Source organism: Cyclobacterium sp. (assembly GCF_014762705.1).
Lineage (GTDB): Bacteria > Bacteroidota > Bacteroidia > Cytophagales > Cyclobacteriaceae > Cyclobacterium.
The window spans coordinates 46,807-69,259 of record NZ_JABURL010000024.1 but is presented as its reverse complement, the minus strand read 5'-3'; the positions used below and the strand labels follow the sequence as shown (position 1 = coordinate 69,259).

The following is a 22,453-nucleotide window of genomic DNA, read 5'->3' as shown; positions in this document are numbered from 1 at the left end:
ATGCATCGAAATATACAGTACCTTTCTTTAATGCTCTTTTTGTTATTGGGAGCTTGTGATGGATTTTATGATTTCCCGGAGCCAACTGGTCCTATTCCCGATCCCGGACAGGCCGATTTCAGCAAAGTTATTGCTATTGGCAGCTCGGTTACCGCAGGAGTAATGGATGGAGCTTTATACAATCGCGGTCAACAAAATTCCTTTGTTGCCATTTTGGCCGAACAGCTCAAAAAAGTCGGAGGAGGGGATTTTAACCTGCCTGATGTGAATGCAGAAGTGGGCGCTTATGTGTTGAGTCCTCCGGGAAGCAACCTGGGACGGCTGATACTCCGGGTCGATCCCAATTCCGGAACCGTAATCCCTGCCCCTATTGTGCCGGGAAATCCCCTGCTTCCCTTTGAAGGAAACCGGGCTGAGATCAATAACTTTGGGGTAAATGGGGTGAATCTCGCAGCGGCATTATCTCCTCAAACAGGAAACATCAATACCCCCGACCATCCCCTGTTTAACTTGCATTATGCACGTTTTGCCAGTAATCCGGGATCTTCTACATTGATTGGGGATGCTTCTGCCGCTTTGGCTGACGGAGGGACATTTTTTGTATTCTGGTTGGGAAAAAACGATGTTCTCCCCTACGCCCTTCAGGGAGGTGCCAATGACATGTTGTTAACCAGTGATGAAGATTTTGAGCAACTGTACAATACGGCTCTGAACAGCATGCTACAGGCCAATCCCCAGTCAAAAGGCGCCGTTGGAAATATCCCTGATTTGAATACCCTTCCCTTTTTCAGCACCTTGAGTTGGAATGCTCTGCCCCTGAACCAGGCTTTTGCCATTTTGGCAAACGGGGCTTTTGCAGATTACAATCAGGCACTGAATCAGGCACAACAGGAAGGGCTGCTTTCAGCGGAAGAAACAAACATGCGCACCATTAATTTCCAGGCTGGTCTAAATGGGTTTGTCATGGAAGACAAAACCCTGACCGACCTCAGTGGTATGGGAATCCCTTCCATTCGTCTGAGCCGGCAAAATGACAAAGTAGCTTTAACACTGGCAACCGTGCTGGGCCAAACGGTAGGGGGTAACCAAACATCCATCATAGGAGTTACCGTTCCAGTAGGTGATGAATTTGTCCTTTTGCCTCAGGAACAGGTTTTTTTGGAAGAAAAAATCAATACCTTTAACGGCATCATTCAAGCAGCAGTAGCTGCTCAAAACGAAAGATTGGTACTGGTAGATGTCAATGACTTTTTAGACAAGGTGGCTTCCGGTAGCATCAATGCAGGATCAGTACCTTTGGCCAATTCCATAATCCCTCCCAATGGCGGGTTTTCCGTAGATGGGGTGCATACCAATGCCAGGGCAAATGCCTTTCTGGCCAATTACTTTATAGATGCGCTGCAAGCAAAGTGGGGAAGCAGCATTCCAAAAGTTAATCCAAATGCCTTTATTGGCAATGATCTTCCGAGGTAACCTGACAAACCCAATGGACCAGACAGCAGCCATTATCCTATCTGCAGGAAATTCCAGCAGGTTGGGAAATCCAAAACAACTTCTGAAATACGAGGGAAAGACTTTAATTGAAAGGGCCATCCTTACTGCTCAAAATGCAAATTTTTTTCCCATAATTGTGGTAACCGGTGCCTACAAAAATGAAATAGAGCAGCAAATCAGTCATTTAGGAACTGTGATCGTTGAGAATCCAGATTGGAAGCTGGGAATGGGCACTTCTGTGAGTCTTGGGATAAAAATGCTTCAAAAATCAGCGAATGCGAAGCAGGCAGTCATTATGTTGTCCGATCAGCCCTTTGTTGAGAAAAAGCACCTGGATGAGCTGATAAGGGTAAAAAACCAACATGAAAAGAAGATAGTTGCCTCCCTGTATAAAAACAGGCTTGGAGTCCCGGTCTTATTTGATCAAAGCTGTTTTGCCAGCCTTGAAAAACTTAAAGGGCCCGAAGGTGCCAGAAAAATTATCAATTCGGAAGACGATCAAAGTGCTTCGGTACCATTTGACCTTGGAAAGGTAGACATTGATACCCAAAAAGACTATGAAGCCTTGCTAGCTGGTAATATGGCCCATTTTGATTGATTCAGGCCCACTTTTTAATGGAATGACCTTTAAAGGCATAAAACATCAGGTAAAGATAGCAGGGGACCAGTACCCAGTATGCTTCTCTAAGTCCGATTTCATCGGCAAAATAGCCATAAATCATCGGTAAAATAGCATTTCCGCAAAGCCCCATTATCAAAATGGAAGCCCCCAGTTTGGTGAATTTGCCCAGACCATCCAAAGCCAGTGGCCAAATCCCTGCCCAAACCAATGAATTGGCCAATCCAAGAAGTACCACAAACCAAATGGAGATATCCACCTGCATGCCCAAAAAATTTACTCCTCCCTGTATCCATAAGATAGCAAAAGTAAAAATCAAGCCCATAGTGGTGAATGCTTTCAATACAGTGACCTGAGAAAGAAACCTGGGAATGACAATAATTCCGAAAATATAACCGGCAATCATCGCCGCAAGTGTGTAGGATGGAAAAACCTTGGCATCCAATAATGAGATGTCCATAGAGATGGCGTAACTCATGATAGTATCGATGGCGATCACCTGTGTACCCACATGAAGGAAAATGGCCAGTGCTCCTAAAATCAAGTGGGGAAACTGCAGGATATAGGACTTATTGGCATTGGCCTTGGAAACTGTTTCCGTTTCATTCTCCGTATTGATCTCTGGTAAAGGTGAAATCCTGACCAAAATACCCAAAATAACCAAGACTGTCCCCACGATGGCGTAGGGAATGATCACCCTACTGATCAACTCATCCAGGAATATGTTTTTTTCCAGTTCACCCATTGCAGGCAGTTGAGAAATGATCTCATCATCTGAAACCCTAAGTATCACAGCAGCAAAAATTAAAGGTGCCAATATCCCGGCTCCCTTGTTCAAAATGCCCATGATGCTGATCCGCTGCGCCGCACTTTCCTTTGGTCCAAGAATGGTTATGTAGGGGTTAGCTGCCGTTTGCAAGACCGCCAATCCGGCACCTATCATAAACAAGCCCAAAAGGAACAATTCATAAGTTCTACCCATGGCAGCAGGCACGAAAACGAAAGCCCCCAGAGCCATGACCCAAAAACCAACCATCATCCCTTTTTTAAATCCTACATTTTTCAACAAGTAAGAGGCTGGAACGGAGAAAATGAAGTAGGAAATATAAAATGCAAAAGCAACCAGATAAGACTGAAAATTATTCAGTTCACAGGCAATTTTAAAATAAGGGATCAAAATTGCATTGACCCAGGAAACAAATCCAAAAATAAAAAACAAACCACCAATTATGGCTATGGATATATAGGTTTGTTTTGGGTTTAATGAACCAATTTCAACGGTCTGGGTCTTCTGCATTTTCTCTTCAAGTGATCAATTATAAGATACCTTATGACTTAAAAGCGAAGCCGAAGCTTCATCCAGGTAAAGGGAACAATCAGGATGCTCCTGAAGAATACTGGCCGGAAATTCAGGACTTACCTTATTTTCCAGACAGGATTTTACAGCCTGTGCTTTTCTTTCATCCGGAACAGAACAAATGATTTGTTTTGACTTCATGATTTGCTGGATAGACATACTGATGGCTTGTTTTGGTACTGCCTCCAGGTCAGGAAACCAACCTTCGCCCAATTGCTGTTTACGGCAGGCCTCATCGAGATCTACCACCAGATAAGGCACTTCGGTAGAAAAATCAGCAGGAGGGTCATTGAATGCCAAATGTCCGTTTTCTCCAATACCCACCAGTGCCACATCTATGGGTTGTGCTAAAATCAGCTTTCCCAATCGCTCTGTTTCTTCCTGTGGATCTTTTTCTCCATCAATCAGGTGATAGGCCTTTAACTGCTTCACTTCATCCAAAAACCTTTCCTTAAGGTATTTCCGGAAACTGGCCGGGTGGGTCATGGGCAATCCCAGATATTCATCCAGATGAAACATGGTTACTTTGCTCCAGTCTATTTCCTGATGGGTCAATAAAGTTTTGATCGTTTCAAATTGGCTGGTTCCTGTAGCAAGAATAATATTGGCAGATCCTTTTTTACTAATGGCTGAAAGTATGGCCTCAGCAGCATGATCTCCTGCCAATTTGCCCAAATCTCGCGGATTTTTTCGCTTATAAATTTTCATTCAAATGGTTTATTGATGGTAATAAATCTTAAAAGTGGTGGAAAAAGCGGGCAAAAGCAAAAGCTTTTATAGGATTGGCTGTTTTTCCCTTCCGGTTCTTTGATTAACCCGTCAAAATATTGGTATTTCCGCCTTTGCTCAATTCCACATCTACAGGCTGATTGTTTCTCCAGGCACCTCTTGTAAAATCGGGTACATCAATGTTTTCACTTCTATTGGAAACAGACCATTCACTCAAAGGGGCGATAGCGCTCCAGCTAGCAGCATCATATACATCCATATCCAGAGGGATGCCGTTTCTCAGGCAATCTATCAAACGCCAATCCATCAAAAAATCCATACCACCATGGCCGCCAATTTGTTTGGCAAGTTCACCGATTTTCTTTACAATGGGAGGATAAAAACCTTCTTCCAATTCCTTCATGGCTTCTTGAGACAACCAGCCTTCATGACCGGTTGATATTTTGCCCGGTTCGGGATATTTTTGAGCATAGGCTTTTGTGCCACTGATGGTATGCAGCCTGGAATAGGGCCTGGGAGAAGTGACATCATGTTGCAACATAATGGTTCGACCCCGATACGTTTTAATAGTTGTGGTATTCATATTGCCCCGAAAGCTTTTTCCCGCAAATTCCTTGTAAAAATCGTCCTCAGCGGCAAGTGCTTTGGCTTTTTCTCCCATCATGAAATCATTGCTTGAAACGGCAACCAGATAATCCATCTGATCACCCCGGTTGATATTCATGATCTGGGCTACAGGGCCCAAACCATGGGTGGGGTAAAGGTTTCCGTTGCGCAGGTTTTGCTTTAGCCGCCACATATCGTAATACTTGGTTTTGGAAAAATTACCCTCCAGAATATCGTGAATATAAGCCCCTTCTCCGTGAATGATCTCCCCAAAATAACCTTGCCTGGCAAGATTTAGGGTGAGCAATTCAAAAAAATCGTAGCAGGTATTTTCCAGCATCATGCAATGTTTTTTGGTTTTTTCGGAAGTTTCTACCAGCTGCCAGCATTCTTCCAGGCTTATGGCTGCAGGAACTTCCGTAGCCGCATGTTTGCCCTGCTCCATGGCGTATACCGCCATAGGTGCATGCAGGTACCAGGGAGTAGCGATATAGATCAGGTCTAAATCCTCTGATTCACACATTTTCTTCCAGGCCTCTTCTGAGCCGGTATAGACTGCAGGTTTATGGGGGGTATCTTTTATTCTGTCTTTGACATGTGCTATTCTTTCCGGCCTGAGATCACACAAAGCTTTGATCTCTACCCCTTCGATTTTGCTCATTCGCACCACAGCTCCTGGCCCCCGGTTTCCAAGACCTACAAATCCTATCCTTACTTTTTCCAAGGGTGGCGCTGCAAAACCACTCATATTGAAATTGGCTAAAGCCGCCCTTTTCTTCATAGGGGCAGCCTTTACTTCTGAAGACCAGCCAGATAAACCCGCCAAGCCAAGCAAACTTCCAACTTTTAGAAAATCTCTTCTATTCTTTTTCATCTTGACAATTAACACATATTTACAAAAACCAACCATTGGCACTTCATACCAGTATCCAATGGAAGGAATAAAAATACTTTTTAAATTCAGAAAAATAAAATATATTGGAAGCAAACCTTTAAATCAAAGGTGATTTACAAGTAAAAACCCATTTTACCTAATATATTAATCATGAATAAAACCACTCAAGAAGGCCTCAAAAAAGATCCTGAACTGGAGTCCCCTATTTCTGCAGACCCAACAAAATCCAGGCGATTACTATCCATTGATGCCCTGAGAGGCTTCGATATGTTGCTGATTGCAGGAGGAGGTACATTTCTGGTCTTGTTAAAAGGTAAAACTGGAATAGCGGCGCTGGACTGGATAGCAGATCAACTTACCCATCCTGAGTGGAACGGTTTTACTTTTTATGATTTTATCTTTCCCTTATTTTTATTCATTGCCGGGGTTTCCCTGACTTTTTCATTGAATAAGGGCAGATCTATGGGTTTTTCGAAATTCAACCTCTACAGGAAAACATTTATCAGAATGCTGATTTTGATTTTATTAGGCATTCTCTATAAAAATGCCCCCATCCCCTTTTTCGAGCCGGATCAGATAAGGTTGGGCAGTGTACTGGGCAGGATTGGATTGGCTACTTTTGTATCTACCCTTTTGTTTTTAAACCTTGACTTTACCAAACGACTTGTCACAGGATTGGGCATACTGTTGTTGTATTATGCGGCTTTGTATTTAATCCCAGTACCTGGTTATGGCGCAGGAGACCTGAGTATAGAAGGAAACCTGGTAGGCTGGTTTGACAGGACTTTCCTTCCGGGAAGAATGTTACAGGGGAACTATGACGAATTGGGAATTTTAACCCAAATACCAGCCTTATGCCTTACCCTCTTTGGAACACTGGCCGGGGAAATTCTGGGTAAAGCCTGGCTGGATAACCGAAAAATTAAATACCTTGCCCTGGCGGGAATTTTGGGAATCGCTGTCGGTTTACTCTGGAGCCTGCACTTCCCGATCAACAAACACCTTTGGACTAGCTCTTTTATCCTTCTGACTTCAGGAATGGCTTTCTTGTTTCTATTGATGTTTTATTTGGTCATTGATGTTTGGAAAATCAGAAAGTGGGCCTTTTTTTTCCAGGTTATCGGTCTGAATTCACTGACAGTTTACTTTGCCTACAGCTTTATCAATTTCAATTACACCAGCACCAAATTATTTGGTGGCCTATATGCCCCACTACCAGAGGATTGGCATCCCGTATTTCAGGCATTTGGTGCATTTATGCTGGTTTGGATTTTTCTTTATATCCTTTATCGCCTTAAAATATTTGTTAAAGTGTAAGTCATTAAACTGCCTTTGCCATGGCGGAAGCAATTTGCATCAAAGCATGGGTTTCCTCATCGGAAAATTCGTAAGGATCCTTTTTGGCTATGCCAAGTGTGCCATAGAGAACCCCATCCAAGAGCATGGGAGCGGTAATGGCTCCTTCCACCTTGGTGTCTTTGGCTCCCGGCCGTACAACTCCCGAGGCATCAGTTTGCAGGTTACATACCTGCACAGCTTCTTTTCTTTCGGCGGCAATACCCGCCATCCCTTTCCCCACAGGGATCTGGGACATTTTTGGCAATAAAAAATCCGGTATACCTACCTGGGCCTTTAATTCCAAAAGATCACTTTCTTTGCCCAACACATGCAACGTGCCCGTTACACAATCAAATGCTGCAAGCGTTTCTTCCAACCAATGCTGCCAATCGGGATCAGGACTGGTTTTAATTAAATCTATGAGTGTTTTGGCCTTCATATATGACAAATTTCTTTGGTGAATAAATATCTGCTACAATAAGGAATTACTACTTACATTTTCAGGTTATATTTGCGACAAGAAAAAACAAAAATCCGGCAAATGCAATTGTTTTTTGAAGAACACATCAGTGGAGAATCTTTTGAGTTGGAAGGAAAGGAATCCAATCATTTGGTAAAGGTTTTAAGAAAAAATATTGGGGATACTGTCCTTTTCACCAATGGCAAGGGGTCATTCTTTACTTGTATGGTTGAGGACAACCATCCCAAGAGATGTAAATTAAAGATTATCGCCCAGGATTTCTCCCCTTTGGAAAAATTCCATATTCATTTGGCCATAGCTCCAACAAAGAATCTGGACCGCATGGAGTGGATGCTGGAAAAAATCACAGAGATAGGCTTCAATGAGATAACCTTTCTCAAAACCAACCACATTGAAAGAAGCCAGGTCAATTTTGATCGCCTGACCAAAAAACTGATTGCTGCCTGCAAGCAAAGCTTTAAAGCATGGCTGCCTGTATTGAATGAAATTACTGAATTTGAAGATTTTATTTCAGACAGCGCTTTTACCAACCACGAACGATACATCGCCTATCTGGACAAGGAAAACACCAAACATTTGTTCCATTTGGCCGAACCCAATCAATCCTATCTGGTTTTGGTTGGCCCGGAGGGTGATTTCAGTCCCGGAGAAGTAGCTATGGCCCTGGAAAAAGGCTTTAAACCTTGTTCGCTGGGCAAGCATCGGTTGAGAACAGAAACAGCCGGACTAGCTGTGGTGCATACCCTTAATTTACTTCATGTTTAAAAATAAAATCAGTTTTCTGGCAAACGGCTCTCTCTGGAGATATTATTGCCCAAAAAAGGCATCATAGTAGGCAAGGGCCTTGTCGAGGTCCTCAGGTACATCTATGGCCACGGCCTGGTGATTGGTCTTCACCATTTTGATCTTATATCCATTTTCGAGCAACCTCAACTGTTCCAACATTTCTGTTTTTTCCAATGTGGATTTCTCCCATCCCGTGAATGCCATTAACAATTCCTTTTTATAGGCGTAAATCCCAATATGCCTGTAATATTCAGGGGTGCTATTTTCATTCCGTTGAAAAGGAACTGCTGAGCGACTGAAATAAAGGGAAAAATTATTTGCATCAACCACCACCTTGACGATGTTTGGGTTTTGAATGAGCTCATGCCCTTTAATTGAACTCATCAATGAGGCTACTTTTACCTGGGGATCAGCAAAAACGGCTATCAAATCCGAAAGAGAACTTTTGTCTTGAAAGGGTTCATCACCTTGAACGTTTACAATGATATCTGCCTCAATGGATTCTGCTGCTTCGGCAATCCTGTCCGAACCACTTTCATGCTCTTTTCGGCTAAAAAACACTTTACCACCTTCATTTACTACCGCCCTGGCAATGTCCTTATGATCAGTTACCACCATGACCTCATCAAAAACACCGGTTGCCAGGGTACTGAGGTAAGTTCTTGCAATCAAAGGTTTTCCCCTTAAATCTGACAAAAGCTTGGCTGGGAACCTGGTAGCCCCAAATCTTGCAGGAATTAATGCAATGGTCTTCATTTATTGGAAATACTGTTTTAACTTTAACGGTTACCAGCTTCAATCGAAAAATTGGTTTTGTTCTTCCGGAAGCCGTAAAATATTGAGTTGTAAAACTAATGAAAATTACTTCAAAATAGGGAAATAAGCTTTGGTATTACCGGAATGTACCCAAGCTGAAAAAAAATGTCTTATGAAAAATCATGTAAAAAGCCTTTGGCTGATGTCCTTGCTCCTGGTTTTATCCTTCCAACTTACTTTTGGGCAGGAGCAAGCCGATTATGTGGTACAGAATTACGAGAAAAAAGAATATACTATCCCCATGCGGGATGGTACCCTGCTGCATACGGTGGTTTACAGCCCCTTGGATACCTCCAAAACTTATCCGATGTTAATGCAAAGAACCCCTTACAGTGCAGGACCTTACGGAGAAGGAAACCTGAAAAACAGCCTGGGGCCTTCCCCTTTTCTGATGAAAGACGGGTATATATTTGTCTATCAGGACGTTCGTGGAAGGTGGATGTCTGAAGGAAGCTATGACAATATGCGGCCCACTTTGAACGAAAGAAGCGGTAATCCGCATGATATCGACGAAAGCACAGATACCTATGATACCATAGAATGGTTGTTGGCCAATGTGGACAACCACAATGGCAAAGTGGGTCAATGGGGCATCAGTTACCCCGGATTTTACAGTGCTGCGGCCTTGCCCTATGCCCATCCCAATCTTAAGGCTGTATCTCCCCAGGCACCAATAGGAGACTTCTATTTTGACGATTTTCACCACAATGGCGCTTATTTCCTAAGTTATTGGTTGGCCACTTCCGTATTTGGTTATCAAAAGGAAGAGCCGACGACAGAAGCCTGGTACGACATGGTCAATCCCGGTACCAATGATGGATATCAATTTTTCATGGATATGGGACCATTAAAGAATGCTGACAAATACTATGGTGCCGACAATTTCTTTTGGCAGCAATTGAAAAACAATCCGGACTACAATGAATTCTGGCAAAAAAGAAGCATTATTCCGCATTTGAAGGATGTCTCACCCGCTGTGATGGTCGTTGGAGGCTGGTTTGATGCAGAAGATTTATATGGCCCTTTGAATATTTACAAGACCATAGAAAAAAATAATCCCGATACGTACAACAGCCTGGTAATGGGTCCCTGGTCGCACGGAGACTGGTCAAGAGAAACGGGTTCGCAAGTAATATCCAATATGTATTTTGGGGATTCCATCTCCACCTGGTACCAAAAAGAGGTGGAACGGGAATTTTTCCATCATTTTCTTAAAGCCGAATCAACAGGTAAGCCTGGGTTGCCTGAAGCTTATATGTTTGATACGGGATTGAATAAATGGGAAGCATTTCAAGAATGGCCGCCAAAGGAAAGTGAGTGGAAAAGCTTTTACTTTCAGCAAAATGGAGGGCTTTCCACGGAAAAACCTGAGGGAAACAGGTTTTCGTCCTTTGAATCAGACCCTGCCAATCCCGTACCTTACAGCCAGGATATCAAAATTACATTTACCCCCCGGAAATATATGGCCGACGATCAGCGCTTTGCGGCAAGGAGACCCGATGTATTGACCTTCGAAACCCCGGTATTGGAAGAGGACCTGACACTTGCAGGAGAAATCATGGCCCAATTAAAAGTCGCGACCTCCCAGACAGATGCTGATTGGGTTGTGAAGCTCATTGATGTTTTTCCGGGAGATTATCCCAACCACCCATATGTTCTGGATGGAGTAGACATGGGGAATTACCACCTAATGGTACGATCTGAGGTAATCAGAGGCAGGTACAGGGAAAGTTTTGAAAAACCAAGTCCCTTTATTCCCGACCAAATTACCGATGTAGACTTTCAATTACAGGATGTTTATCATACCTTTAAGAAAGGACACAAAATACAGATTCAGGTTCAAAGTACCTGGTTTCCATTAATAGACAGAAATCCTCAGAAATATGTGGATAATATCTTTGAAGCCTCAGAAGAAGATTTTGTTAAAGCCTTGCATAAAGTATTTCACACGGGAAATTTTCCGAGTAAAATAAATGTTATGGTATTGCCAAAAGAATAATATAAACGAAAAAGTATATGAAAACCAAAGAAAAAGAAATAGTAACCTTAAAAAGGTCACTGCTCATGGATACGGAAAATAAACTCAACAAGCAGGTAGAAATGGAGGGGAAATCTTCCGCTTATTATCTTTCTATGGCTTCATGGGCTGAGATGCAGGGATTTTCCAATTCTGCCAGCTTTCTCTATGACCATGCGGAAGAAGAGCGGGGTCACATGTTAAAATTGTTCCGGTATATCAACGAGGCAGGAGGACATGCCATCCAACCAGAAATCACCAATATCCGGCAACATTTTAATTCTCTCAGGGAGGTCTTTGAACTTATCCTTGAGCATGAAATTGCAGTGACGAAATCCATCAATAGCATTGTCGACCATTGTTTCAACGTAAAAGATTTTGCAACCTTTAGCTTTATGCAATGGTTTGTTACCGAGCAAAGGGAAGAAGAGACATTAGCCAGAAGAGCCCTGGAGATTTTTGAAATCATTGGTGAGGAAGGCATTGGACTATGGACAATTGATCAGGAAATGGGTAAATTGCATTCCGCCACAGCAACCAAGGAATAGCACAAAAAATTTATTCTCTCAACAGAAGCCCTTCAAGATCAAATTTCTTGAAGGGTTTTTTATTAAGGAACATCTTCCAATCGAGAATTGGTTTATGGCTTAATTTTTGAGTAATTTATTTTATTCTTATCAATTAATCCTTATATTTCCTTTGACAATAAACCCTACACTCATGAAAAAATTATTTTCCATTTGGATGGTTTTATTTTTCCTGATAGCAGGCTTGGGTTTTTCCCAGATCCCCGATACCATTGAAGTAGAACCCTTTCCTGAAAAATCGAAAAAAACAACCTCTCAGAAAGAACTGGAGGGTTTATGGGAATTGAGTTATATCTATGATAAATTCAAGCCATTTGATGAGCTCTTTCCTGATAAAAAACCTACCCTTTATTTTGACACTGTCAATAAAACAGCCTTTGGCCACACGGGTTGTAATATTTTCAGCATCCTCACCTACCTGGAAGGAAACGGTATTGATGTGCTGGGGTTCATGGGAATGACAGAAAAGTTGTGTGAAGGAAATGGGGAAGACATTTTTCTTACGGTCTTAAAATCAGCTCATACTTTTGATATAGATGAGGAAGGAACGCTTTCCTTTTCCTGCGGTAATTTAGAAATCATGAAAATGAAAAAACTGGAGGATGATAATAACAATCCCTTTGAAATACCAAAGATTATGGCCTGGATTCCAGTGGGATTTTAACCTAAATCTAAAAGATTAACACCTACCCTATTTTTTTTTCTGGTCAGAACCAATACATCATTATTATTTTTCAGTTCTATTCAATTCCCATTTTCCAAGGATTTAGCCTTCAATACCAGGTTAGTCCTGAATTCATACAAACTGGCCTCCAGGCCCACTGGATAAATATGTGGATTGATCAATCTTTTGTGTGTTTTATCAAAAGCAGCCAACCTGTCCTGAGTTCTTTGCCTGATTTGATGGATAGCTGGTCTGTGATATACTTTTTCTCCTTTTGAAAAAATAGGTTTTAGCAAAATCTCAGCTTCCGCATTCTCCACAGATATCTTTTTCCTCCTGGTTGGATCGTTTGGATCAATGATCGTAACCTTGTGTCCCTGGTCTACCCCTTCTAAATAAATCATGTCCGCAATGGCTTTTCCCTGGGTGGTGAACCTTAATACATTATGATAACCGGGGATATTTATTTTTATCGATTGCTGGGACAACTTGATCTTCGGAATCCATTCCTCATCAGCATTTTTCAAGGCAGAAAGCTTGTAAACAGCCCCCAAGGCAGGCTGATCGAAAGCGGTCACCAACTTGGTACCTACGCCCCAGATGTCTATGGCCGCTTCCTGCATTTTAAGTGAGGTAATGATGTGTTCATCGAGATCATTACTCGCAACAATTTTCACTTCGGGGAATCCAGACTTATCCAACATTTCCCTGGCCATAATACTGAAATAGGCCAAATCTCCCGAATCAATACGAATCCCCTTCAGTTGTTTTCCCTTTTCTCTCAACCTTTGGGCAATGACTATGGCATTCCTTACACCCTGTGTAATGTCATAAGTGTCTACCAACAATATGGTATCGTCGGGAAAGGTGGCTGCATATGCTTCGAAGGCTTCCATTTCATTGTCGAATGACATGATCCAGCTATGGGCATGGGTGCCAGAAACCGGAATATCAAAAAGTTTACCTGCCATTACATTGGAGGTAGAAGAACAACCTCCTATGTAAGAAGCCCTGCTTGCTGCCAGTGCCCCGTCTATGCCCTGAGCTCTCCTTAATCCAAATTCCATCACAGGATCCCCATTGGCAGCCAGTACAATCCTTGCCGCCTTTGTGGCAATCAAAGTCTGGAAATTAATGATATTCAGTAAAGGTGTTTCCAGAAGTTGGCACTGGATCAATGGTCCCTTTACCCTTACAATGGGCATATTGGGAAAAACCACCTCTCCTTCCTCAACCGCATCTACATCACAACTAAAAGTAAGGTTTTTTAAATAGGTAATAAATTCAGGATCGAATTCCCTGTTTCCTTTGGCATCCGTCATATCTGCCAGATAAGCCAGATCCTGATCCGTAAACTTCATGTTCCGGCAATAATCAATGACATAATCCAATCCTGCGGCAATGGTAAAACCACTTTGAAAGGGATTTTTCCTGAAAAAAAGATTGAAAACTGCTTCTTCCTCTGCTTTTCCAGATTTCCAATAGGCATATGCCATGGTAAACTGGTAAAAATCAGTCAATAAGGTCAGTGAACTTTGGTAAAGATCTTTTGTGATTTTCATAAAAATAGTATTGTGAAGCTCAAATTTACAGGTTTCAACGGCTTAATCCATCATTTAACTCTTAATTTATCCTACCTCTTCTCGAATTGAACAAATTCATGATCACTCCTGAAAGTACCAGCAACATGCCACCATATGTCCAGATATTGTAGGTTTCATTGAAAAGAACAAAACCAAAACCCAGGGCATAGATGATCCCAATGTAATTCAAGCTGGCCACTTTAGCCAAATTGGCATTTTGATAGGCCATGGTCATGAAATATTGCGCAAATTGGGTCAAGATGCCAATCAAAAGCAACAACAGCCAATCCCAACCTTCAGGTGTAATCCAAAAATAATAGCTCAAAACACCGGCAATAGGAATGGTCACTAGAGGAAAATAAAAAACGATAACCAGGGGATGTTCGGTATTTTTTAATTTTCTGATCACATTATATGCCAGACCTGAGAACAGGGCCGAGGTTACACCAATTCCCAAAAATAAAGGATCAATCCGGGAATCAAATCCTTCAATCATCAGAACCCCTGAAAAAGCAATGGCAAAGTAAAAAAACTGAATGGGTCTTACTTTTTCATTAACTATAAAAATCCCTAAAATACTGGTGAAAATTGGACCTAAATATTGAATGGTTACTGCACTGGCCAGTGGGATGTTTTGCAGGGTATAAAAAAATGTAATCAATCCTATGGACCCCACTGCTCCTCTCGTGATCAATAATTTTTTATTGTTGCCCAAAACCGGAACCCCTTGTCTTTTCAAAATCAAAAAACTGAAAATAAAGCTGAAAACAGATCTGAAAAGTATGATTTCGATGGCGGGAATATGAGGTAAAAACTTGACCGTCACATTCATAAGGGCGAAAAAAAAACTTGCCAACAACATGTGTCGGACACTTTCATTACTCAAAACAGATTATTTTATCACGAAAAGAAAATTTCCTATTAAAAGCAACATTAGAAAAAATTGGTTCCTGAACCGCAATAAAATGCCCTTTTTACAAACTTAATTTTGTAACGGTTGTTAAACAATAAAAAAAATGGGATTAAAGAAAGGAAAAAAAGCACCAGACTTCACTTTACCTTCCACCTCAGGAACTGATTTTAAACTTTCCAGGGATCTTTTTGGCAAAGCCTGTGTAATTTATTTTTATCCGAAGGATTTTACCGGGGGATGCACCGCTCAGGCATGTGAGTTCAGGGATCAATTTGCCGATTTTAAAGACCTGGATCTACCAGTTATAGGAATCAGCAAAGACGATATCGCCACTCATTTGCGATTTAAAAAAGCAAATAACCTACCCTTTGAATTGCTATCAGATACATCAGGTGAAGTATGCAAAAAATATGATGCCCTGGTTCCTCTTATTGGAATTCCCAAGAGGGTTACTTACCTATTGGACAAAGGACATGTTATAAAGGACGTATTCCAGGACATGCTCAATGCCAAAGCTCATATTCAGAAAATGCTGGCTAATTATTAATAAAAAAGGGGCTTAATAAAGCCCCTTTTTTATTGTTTGTATTCGATTCTGCCTAAACAGATGGAAGTTTCCATCCATTATTATAATCGGCTTTGATCATCTTATTGGCCTTTCCATTGGTAAATTTGCCTTTATCGGCTTCCCAGTAGATTTTCTCTCCCAATTTATAGGAAACGTTACCCATATGTGCATTTATAGCTGCTATGGACCCCGTTTTGATACCACAATTTAGCATGGTAGGATCATTGGCTTTTATGGATTCTACAAAGTTTTTGCAATGAATCCGCTGTGCATTACCTTCTGGTTTGACAAGCTCCATGGATTCAATTTTCTCCTTGCGTTCCCCATTTACATTTTCTGTCTCGGCGATTACCTTCCAACCTCCGCGGTTGACCACCAAGGTAGCGTTATTCCCAATAAAGGCGATACCTTCGGTTGTGCCATAGTTACCTCCATCAATTCCAGTAGCATGCTCCCAAAGCATATTAAAACCATCATATTCATAGACGGTCTGCAAGGTGTCCGGGGTTTCGGAGGCATCATCCGGATAGGCAAGTTTACCTCCTGAGGCCATGACGGATTTGGGAGCACTCACTCCCATGGCGTGAAGGGCGATGTCTATCTCATGTACGCCCCAGTCTGTCATCAGGCCACCAGCGTAATCCCAAAACCAACGGAAATTAAAATGAAATCTATTGGCATTGAATGGTCTGTCCGGTGCAGGACCCAGCCACATCTTGTAATCCACTCCGGCAGGTGGCTGACTATCCGGAACCACAGGAACAGGTTTCATCCAGCCCTGATAAGCCCAGGTCTTGACAAGTCTGATATTCCCAAGTTTACCTGATTTGACCATATTGATGGCCTGCTCGTATTGCGAACCACTTCTTTGCCATTGTCCAACCTGAACCAGTTTTCCATACCGCTCGGCTGCCTTTACCATCAGATTGCACTCTTCAATGCTATTGGCCAGGGGTTTTTCTGTATAGGCATGTTTGCCGGCAGAAAGACTGTCCACCAGGTTTAAACAATGCCAGTGGTCTGGAGTGCCGATAATGACCGCATCAATATCCGGATCTTCCAGCATTTGCCTGTAATCCTTGTATTGCTTTGGTTTTTTACCCCTGAGTTGATTGACATCGGCTGTCCTCTGATCAAGTACATTCTGGTCTACATCCGCAAGGGCTACGCAATTGACTTCTGGTAATAGCAGGTGGCTGTTCATGTTAGACCAGCCCATTCCCTTGCAGCCGATCAATCCAAAATTAATCTGCTCATTGGCAGCAACTTTGGTCTTCAAGGCATCCATATGTGCAGCCGTAACCAGGTTGGGAAGGGCTGCCGCACCCACAGATGCCAGTAATGATTTTTGAATAAATTTTCTCCTTGACTTCATGGTTTTTTGATTTTTCTACCGGGTAGGATCAATCTAATTTTCGTGCCCAAATATTTCTGAAACTTACCGGATTACTGTGGTCTTGTATATGGAACGGAAGCTGCTCCGGATGGGCTACATAATTGGGGATGCCAATATATTCGGTAGGACCTTTAAGTTCTACATTGTTTTGGACCAAAATCCCATTGTGAAAAACAGTGATCCTAGCAGGAGAGATCAACATGCCATTGCTGTTAAATCTGGGAGCGGTAAAAACAGCATCGTAGGTATTCCACTCACCGGGAGGCCTCATGGCATTGACCAAAGGAGGATGCTGCTTGTAAATACTTGCGGCCTGACCATTGGAATAGGTTTTGTTATCGTAAGAATCCAGGATTTGTAGTTCATACTTTCCCATAAAGAAAAAGCCGGAATTGCCTCTGCCCTGCCCATTTCCGGATACTTCGCTGGGAGACCTCCATTCGATATGTACCTGAACATCTCCAAATACTTCCTTGGACTTGATACCTCCTGTTTTGGGGGCTACGGTAAGGATACCATTCTCTACTTTCCATTTGGGGAAACTTCCGTCCCGATCACTTACCCATGCATTGAGGTCATTCCCTCCGAAAAGCACAATGGCATCTGCCGGAGGAAGGTGGTTTTCATTTCCCGGAGTCACCGGTTTTACCACCGGTTCATAAAACTCCGTTGCCTCGGGTGGTAATTTTGGTTGATTTTGTTGGGCCAGAACAGCAGTAGAGAAAAATACCCCGGAAAGAAGGGCCAGGCTATAACATTTAATTTTCATCGGTTTTTTTAAGTTTATGGTTTTGAAGTATTCAAAATAAGTGAATTGTACCAAATAAACCCGCATCCGAATGGATAAATTTTAGCATTGATGAAAATATAGGGAAGATATGTCAGGAAAGGAGGCTACTTTACCAATCCAAAACCTTCCGTTAGGGAATCAGGTTTTAAAGCAAGGAAGATATGCTTACTTTCGTGCATCAATTGAAATTCAAAAACCGCCTCAAAAAATCATACCCTTCACATGAATAACCGACAGCTTTTTTTATCCCATTTGGCTCAGACCACAGATTTCCCCCTGATGATAGAAATCGAAAAAGCAGAAGGCGTATTCCTGTACGGTCCTGATGGTAAATCTTACCTTGACCTGATTTCAGGGATCGGAGTGAGTAACGTGGGCCACCGGCACCCGCATATACTGGCTGCTATTCAGGAGCAACTGGATAAATACCTTCATTTAATGGTCTATGGTGAGTATGTTCAACAACCACAGGCTTTGTTGGCAGAAGCCTTGGTCAAAACACTGCCTCAGCCACTGGATAATGTTTACCTGGTCAATAGCGGGAGTGAAGCTGTGGAAGGGGCACTGAAACTGGCAAAAAGATATACCAACCGACGAGAAATAATTTCATGTGTCAATGCCTACCACGGATCATCACATGGTGCCTTATCCGTAGGAGGAAATGAAATCTTTAAACGAGCCTACCGTCCACTATTGCCAGGCATCAGCCATATTGAGTATGGAGAATTGGAACACCTTGAAAAAATCACCGCCGAAACAGCGGCTGTGATCATAGAAACCATTCAGGGAGAAGCTGGGATCCGGGTAGGCAGCAAAACGTATTTCAAAGCTCTGAGACAAAGGTGTACCGAAACAGGTGCGCTTTTGATCCTGGATGAAATCCAGGCCGGGTTTGGGAGAACCGGCAAATTCTGGGCTTTTGAACATTTTGATATACAACCTGATATTTTGGTTTGCGCCAAGGGAATGGGTGGCGGCATGCCCATAGGAGCTTTCATATCTTCCCGGGAAATCATGTCCGTTTTAAAAAACAACCCACTTCTGGGGCATATAACCACATTTGGTGGTCACCCCGTCAGTGCTGCTGCCTCTCTGGCCACCATACAGGTCATTCATGAGGAAAAGCTAACCGCTCAGGTAGCACAAAAAGCACTTTTGTTCAGAGAGCTACTGGATCATCCAAAAATCACTGGTATAAGAAACAAAGGATTAATGATGGCCCTGTCCTTCGACTCTTTTGAGGTGCTTAAACCAATCATTGACCGTTGCATCGCCAATGGGGTAATCACCGACTGGTTTCTTTTTTGTGACAATGCCATGCGCATTGCCCCACCACTTACCATCAGTGAAGAAGAAATCAGGCTGGCCTGTTCTCGGATTATAGCATCAATCCATTAGGTAAAGAAACCATTATGGAGTCTTGCTGGTTATCAGCATGTAGAAAAATTGAATATAATGGAAAATAAACAGCAACGATTGGTCAGTGATGAAGAATGGAAAAAAAAGTTAGATCCTGAATCCTATCGTGTATTAAGGCAAAAAGGAACTGAGAGGGCGTTCACAGGTGAATATTATCTTAATAAGGAAACCGGCATATATGAATGCAAGGGATGTGGGAACGAAATCTTTCACAGTAAAGACAAGTATGATAGCGGATGTGGCTGGCCCAGTTTTACGCATCCGGTTTCAGAAGATGCCATCATTGTAACCATGGATTATTCTCACGGGATGGTGAGAGAAGAAATATGTTGTGCTGCTTGCGGTGGGCACCTGGGGCATCGTTTTCCGGATGGCCCTGATGATAAAGGCGGAATCAGGTATTGCATCAATTCAGTGTCCCTGGATTTCAAGAAAATTGAATAGTACATAAATATAAAAATGAAGCCTTGTTTTTCAATTATTTTTTAGTTTTGCATCATTATTGATAAGGCTTTACAACTGATCATCAAATTGAAAACAGCACCATGATAATGAAAATCAGCTATTTTTTATTCGCAGCGCTAATGGGAGTTAATTTCTCCCTACAAGCCCAGGTAGAAACATCCGGTACTTCCTCTTTGGATAGTGGTACCATAGCAGAACAATTTGAATACCTGAAAAATACTTCTTCGAATTACCAGGAATATAAAGTGGTAAGCAGGAGCCAACTGGATAAAATTGAATCCAATATTCTGGACTCCATTAATTCCTACCAAAGCAGCGTTCAGGAATTAAAGCAAGAGCTGAATCAAAATAAAGAACAGATCAATGCTTTAAATGAAAAACTAAGTGACACCGCCGCTGATTATGATCAGGCCGTAGCAGAGAGAGACAGTTTCACCTTTTTTGGAATGCTCCTTCATAAGGACTATTATAATAATTTGGTTTGGGGAATCATCATCTTACTTGTGCTTGTGTTGATTATCTCTTTTTTCCGTTTTAAGAGAGGCCACAGGATTACCGCAGAAACCCAACAAACCCTGGAGGATTTGCGGGAGGAATTTGAACAGCACCGAAGGAATACCCTGGAAAGAGAAAGAAAACTCAACAGGCAGTTGGTGGATGCGCTAAACAACAAAGACACATGAGAACAATTGCCATAGACATGGATGGCGTATTGGCAGACGTTTACCGGCAGTTTATAGACATGCATTTCCGGGATACCGGAGAAAGGTTAAACCTGGAGGAACTAAAGGGATTGACAGAGAATGAGGCCTTTCCTTATTTATATACACATGTAAATTCAAAAGGTTTTTTCAAAAATGCACCATTAATTCCCGGGGCAAAAAAAGCATTGGAAAATCTCAATGCTAAATACCGTTTATTTATTGTCTCCGCTGCCACAGAATTTCCCTTGAGCCTGACAGAAAAACAAGCCTGGCTCAATTTGCATTTTCCCTTTATCAGCTGGAAACAAATGGTCTTCTGCGGTTCAAAGGAAATCATTCAGACAGATATCATGATTGATGACCATTTCAAAAATCTGGATACTTTTTCAGGTGAAAGTTATCTTTTTACCCAACCTCATAATGCATTAACCTCTCCTGGTAAACACAAACGGGTTCATTCCTGGGCAGAAGTGGAAAATATTTTATTGCATCACTCTTATTTGTCAGAAACAGAATGATAAAGCGGGTGACCTACAGGCCTTTGCCATTGGTTTTTCTATTTCTTTTTGTATCCTGTTTTTCTCCAAAGGAAAATACTGATATCACCTTTATGTATAATCCTAAGCTTAAAACCATTCATCCTTCCGACAGCTGGAAGGGTAATCCCATGAACTCAAAGGGGGAATTCACCAACTTGTACCAGCCATTCGACTCAAGTTTTGGAGATTTATGGAAATGGCAAACATCCCCGAACCCACAAAAAGAAGAAAAGAAAGCCGAAACAAGGACACTGGAATGGAATAAACAGGCAGTTATTCCCAAGGATGGAAAAGATTTTCTGATCTGGCTGGGCCATGCAAGCTTTTTAATCCAGCTCAATGGACAGGTAATTTTAACTGATCCGGTTTTATTTGATAATTTTTTTTTAAAAAGAGAAAGCCCACTTCCTTTTCCAGTAGAAAACCTTCCTCCCATTGATTACCTGTTGATTTCTCATAACCACAGGGACCACTGTGACAAAAAGAGCATTCAATTTCTGTCTGAAAATAATCCTGATATGAAAATTTTAACCGGACTGAAATTGGGTGAAGTCATACAGGATTGGACCCGGGGCCAGGAAATTCAGGAGGCAGGCTGGTACCAACAGTACCAAACAGCTGATTTGACCATTACTTACCTTCCCAGCAGACATTGGTCCCGCCGCTGGCTTTGGGATTTAAACGAAAATTTATGGGGAGGTTTCCACATAGCCCATGCTGATAAAACAGTTTATTTCATGGGAGATAGTGGTTTTGGAAAACATTTTGAAGATATCCGGCAGATCATGGGAAATCCAGAATACTGTCTGATGGGCGTTGGAGCTTATAAACCGGAATGGTTCATGTCTCAGGCACACATTAGTCCTCAAGATGCCATAAAAGCCTTTAATATACTTAAGGGGAAATATTTTATCCCTATGCATTATGGTACATTTGACCTTTCAGACGAACCAATAATGGAGCCATGGGATATATTAAACAGCAATCAAAAGGAAATCAACGGAAAACTTTTAGCTCCCATTCTGGGTAATAATTTGTTTCAATGAGACAATACCTTTCTATTGAGAAATAGCTGAACGAGGGCAAAACATTACAATTGTGGGCAAAGAAGCGGAGATAACATGATTGCCCTCCACTACTTAGCTGTTCACAATTTTATAAAATATAAATAGAAAAGATGACGCAAAAGCTTACTTCGCCAGTTTGACATCAATGGCACTCAATCCTTTTGGCGTTTTTTCTGTCTCAAAAGTAACCTGGTCATTTTCTCTAACATCGTCAACCAATCCCTTGACGTGAACAAAAACACTGTCCTGAGACTCCAGGTCCTTGATAAAACCGTAGCCTTTGGATTCGTTAAAGAAAGTTACTTTTCCTTTCCTTCTCAGGTCTTCCGGATCTACGGGTGCCTGCTTGGATACGCTTACTTCTATATCCTCCAACTCTATTTTCTTTTTCTTTACCGTAGGATCAGGTGGAGTTGAGGTAATATTGCCTTCTTCATCTACATAGGCAATCATGTCATCCAGATCACCCCCCTTATTGGATGTGGATTTTCTGGCCTCTTTTTTTTCTTCCTTCTCTTTCTTCTTCCTTAATCTTTTCTTTTCTTTTTCCTTTTTATTGAAAGTTTCTTTCGATTTTGCCATAAATTAATTTTTGTTGAAACGTTTAATTATACCTAAAT

At 41.9% G+C, this 22,453-nt stretch carries 23 protein-coding genes; 13 read left to right on the top strand and 10 right to left on the bottom strand.

Annotated features, from left to right (window positions below):
- Both HUJ21_RS04005 and HUJ21_RS04000 read left to right on the top strand, forming a co-directional pair.
- Positions 1–1,473, top strand: coding sequence for a hypothetical protein (locus HUJ21_RS04005; protein WP_291367520.1), 1,473 nt, complete (start codon positions 1–3; stop codon positions 1,471–1,473).
- Positions 1,474–1,486: 13 nt separating this feature from the next.
- On the top strand, positions 1,487–2,092 hold the full coding sequence (locus tag HUJ21_RS04000) for a nucleotidyltransferase family protein (RefSeq protein ID WP_291367518.1): 606 nt from the start codon (positions 1,487–1,489) through the stop codon (positions 2,090–2,092).
- A gap of 1 nt (position 2,093) precedes the next feature.
- On the opposite strand, the gene HUJ21_RS03995 is transcribed toward HUJ21_RS04000, so the two are convergent.
- The 3 genes from HUJ21_RS03995 to HUJ21_RS03985 all read right to left on the bottom strand — a co-directional run bounded on the left by HUJ21_RS03995 (position 2,094) and on the right by HUJ21_RS03985 (position 5,679).
- On the bottom strand, positions 2,094–3,410 hold the full coding sequence (locus HUJ21_RS03995) for a sugar MFS transporter (RefSeq protein ID WP_291367516.1): 1,317 nt from the start codon (positions 3,408–3,410) through the stop codon (positions 2,094–2,096).
- A gap of 15 nt (positions 3,411–3,425) precedes the next feature.
- Complete coding sequence (locus tag HUJ21_RS03990) at positions 3,426–4,178, bottom strand: glucosamine-6-phosphate deaminase (protein ID WP_291367514.1); 753 nt, start codon at positions 4,176–4,178, stop codon at positions 3,426–3,428.
- 103 nt (positions 4,179–4,281) lie between these two features.
- Positions 4,282–5,679, bottom strand: a complete 1,398-nt coding sequence (locus tag HUJ21_RS03985; RefSeq protein ID WP_291367512.1) for a Gfo/Idh/MocA family oxidoreductase — start codon at positions 5,677–5,679, stop codon at positions 4,282–4,284.
- Between the two features lie 171 nt (positions 5,680–5,850).
- Here HUJ21_RS03985 and HUJ21_RS03980 point away from each other — a divergent pair, with 171 nt between their 5' ends.
- Positions 5,851–7,017: a DUF5009 domain-containing protein gene (locus HUJ21_RS03980; protein WP_291367510.1), complete on the top strand. Its 1,167-nt coding sequence runs from the start codon at positions 5,851–5,853 to the stop codon at positions 7,015–7,017.
- Positions 7,018–7,021: 4 nt separating this feature from the next.
- Here the strand turns inward: HUJ21_RS03980 and HUJ21_RS03975 are convergent, their stop codons facing one another.
- Positions 7,022–7,477: a GAF domain-containing protein gene (locus HUJ21_RS03975; protein WP_291367508.1), complete on the bottom strand. Its 456-nt coding sequence runs from the start codon at positions 7,475–7,477 to the stop codon at positions 7,022–7,024.
- A gap of 102 nt (positions 7,478–7,579) precedes the next feature.
- Between HUJ21_RS03975 and HUJ21_RS03970 the strand changes: the two genes are divergently transcribed.
- Positions 7,580–8,284, top strand: a complete 705-nt coding sequence (locus HUJ21_RS03970) for a 16S rRNA (uracil(1498)-N(3))-methyltransferase (protein ID WP_291367506.1) — start codon at positions 7,580–7,582, stop codon at positions 8,282–8,284.
- A gap of 42 nt (positions 8,285–8,326) precedes the next feature.
- On the opposite strand, the gene kdsB is transcribed toward HUJ21_RS03970, so the two are convergent.
- A complete protein-coding gene (gene kdsB / locus HUJ21_RS03965; protein WP_291367504.1) occupies positions 8,327–9,061 on the bottom strand; it encodes a 3-deoxy-manno-octulosonate cytidylyltransferase in 735 nt (244 codons plus the stop codon).
- 202 nt (positions 9,062–9,263) lie between these two features.
- Between kdsB and HUJ21_RS03960 the strand changes: the two genes are divergently transcribed.
- The 3 genes from HUJ21_RS03960 (at position 9,264) to HUJ21_RS03950 (ending at position 12,389) form a co-directional block, all read left to right on the top strand.
- Complete coding sequence (locus HUJ21_RS03960; protein ID WP_291367539.1) at positions 9,264–11,120, top strand: CocE/NonD family hydrolase; 1,857 nt, start codon at positions 9,264–9,266, stop codon at positions 11,118–11,120.
- A gap of 17 nt (positions 11,121–11,137) precedes the next feature.
- The gene (locus HUJ21_RS03955) at positions 11,138–11,686 is read left to right on the top strand and encodes a ferritin (RefSeq protein ID WP_166143645.1); all 549 of its coding nucleotides are present in this window, start codon (positions 11,138–11,140) and stop codon (positions 11,684–11,686) included.
- A gap of 172 nt (positions 11,687–11,858) precedes the next feature.
- Positions 11,859–12,389: an META domain-containing protein gene (locus HUJ21_RS03950; RefSeq protein ID WP_291367502.1), complete on the top strand. Its 531-nt coding sequence runs from the start codon at positions 11,859–11,861 to the stop codon at positions 12,387–12,389.
- An 80-nt stretch (positions 12,390–12,469) separates the two neighbouring features.
- On the opposite strand, the gene HUJ21_RS03945 is transcribed toward HUJ21_RS03950, so the two are convergent.
- Together HUJ21_RS03945 and HUJ21_RS03940 are read right to left on the bottom strand one after the other, a co-directional pair.
- A complete protein-coding gene (locus tag HUJ21_RS03945) occupies positions 12,470–13,951 on the bottom strand; it encodes a nicotinate phosphoribosyltransferase (protein ID WP_291367500.1) in 1,482 nt (493 codons plus the stop codon).
- 61 nt (positions 13,952–14,012) lie between these two features.
- Positions 14,013–14,834, bottom strand: coding sequence for a DMT family transporter (locus HUJ21_RS03940; RefSeq protein WP_291367537.1), 822 nt, complete (start codon positions 14,832–14,834; stop codon positions 14,013–14,015).
- Between the two features lie 154 nt (positions 14,835–14,988).
- Here HUJ21_RS03940 and HUJ21_RS03935 point away from each other — a divergent pair, with 154 nt between their 5' ends.
- Positions 14,989–15,432, top strand: a complete 444-nt coding sequence (locus tag HUJ21_RS03935) for a peroxiredoxin (protein WP_291367498.1) — start codon at positions 14,989–14,991, stop codon at positions 15,430–15,432.
- 52 nt (positions 15,433–15,484) lie between these two features.
- On the opposite strand, the gene HUJ21_RS03930 is transcribed toward HUJ21_RS03935, so the two are convergent.
- Both HUJ21_RS03930 and HUJ21_RS03925 read right to left on the bottom strand, forming a co-directional pair.
- Entirely contained in the window at positions 15,485–16,828 is a 1,344-nt protein-coding gene (locus HUJ21_RS03930; protein WP_291367496.1) for a Gfo/Idh/MocA family oxidoreductase, read from the bottom strand.
- A gap of 28 nt (positions 16,829–16,856) precedes the next feature.
- Positions 16,857–17,618 carry a DUF1080 domain-containing protein gene (locus HUJ21_RS03925; RefSeq protein ID WP_291367494.1) on the bottom strand — a complete coding sequence of 254 codons (762 nt, stop codon included), beginning with the start codon at positions 17,616–17,618 and terminating at the stop codon, positions 16,857–16,859.
- 243 nt (positions 17,619–17,861) lie between these two features.
- On the opposite strand from HUJ21_RS03925, the gene HUJ21_RS03920 reads away from it, so the two are divergent.
- From HUJ21_RS03920 to HUJ21_RS03900, 5 genes are all read left to right on the top strand, one after another.
- Positions 17,862–19,037 carry an aspartate aminotransferase family protein gene (locus HUJ21_RS03920; RefSeq protein ID WP_291367492.1) on the top strand — a complete coding sequence of 392 codons (1,176 nt, stop codon included), beginning with the start codon at positions 17,862–17,864 and terminating at the stop codon, positions 19,035–19,037.
- 57 nt (positions 19,038–19,094) lie between these two features.
- Positions 19,095–19,502 carry a peptide-methionine (R)-S-oxide reductase MsrB gene (msrB, locus tag HUJ21_RS03915; protein WP_291367490.1) on the top strand — a complete coding sequence of 136 codons (408 nt, stop codon included), beginning with the start codon at positions 19,095–19,097 and terminating at the stop codon, positions 19,500–19,502.
- A gap of 107 nt (positions 19,503–19,609) precedes the next feature.
- The gene (locus HUJ21_RS03910) at positions 19,610–20,206 is read left to right on the top strand and encodes a hypothetical protein (protein ID WP_291367488.1); all 597 of its coding nucleotides are present in this window, start codon (positions 19,610–19,612) and stop codon (positions 20,204–20,206) included.
- The gene (locus HUJ21_RS03905) at positions 20,203–20,745 is read left to right on the top strand and encodes a 5'(3')-deoxyribonucleotidase (protein WP_291367486.1); all 543 of its coding nucleotides are present in this window, start codon (positions 20,203–20,205) and stop codon (positions 20,743–20,745) included. Before HUJ21_RS03910 ends, HUJ21_RS03905 begins: the two co-directional genes overlap by 4 nt.
- Entirely contained in the window at positions 20,742–21,812 is a 1,071-nt protein-coding gene (locus HUJ21_RS03900) for an MBL fold metallo-hydrolase (RefSeq protein WP_291367485.1), read from the top strand. The genes HUJ21_RS03905 and HUJ21_RS03900 overlap by 4 nt, the downstream gene beginning before the upstream one ends.
- A gap of 144 nt (positions 21,813–21,956) precedes the next feature.
- On the opposite strand, the gene HUJ21_RS03895 is transcribed toward HUJ21_RS03900, so the two are convergent.
- Positions 21,957–22,415 carry a cold-shock protein gene (locus HUJ21_RS03895; RefSeq protein WP_166143665.1) on the bottom strand — a complete coding sequence of 153 codons (459 nt, stop codon included), beginning with the start codon at positions 22,413–22,415 and terminating at the stop codon, positions 21,957–21,959.
- Positions 22,416–22,453 lie beyond the last annotated feature (38 nt).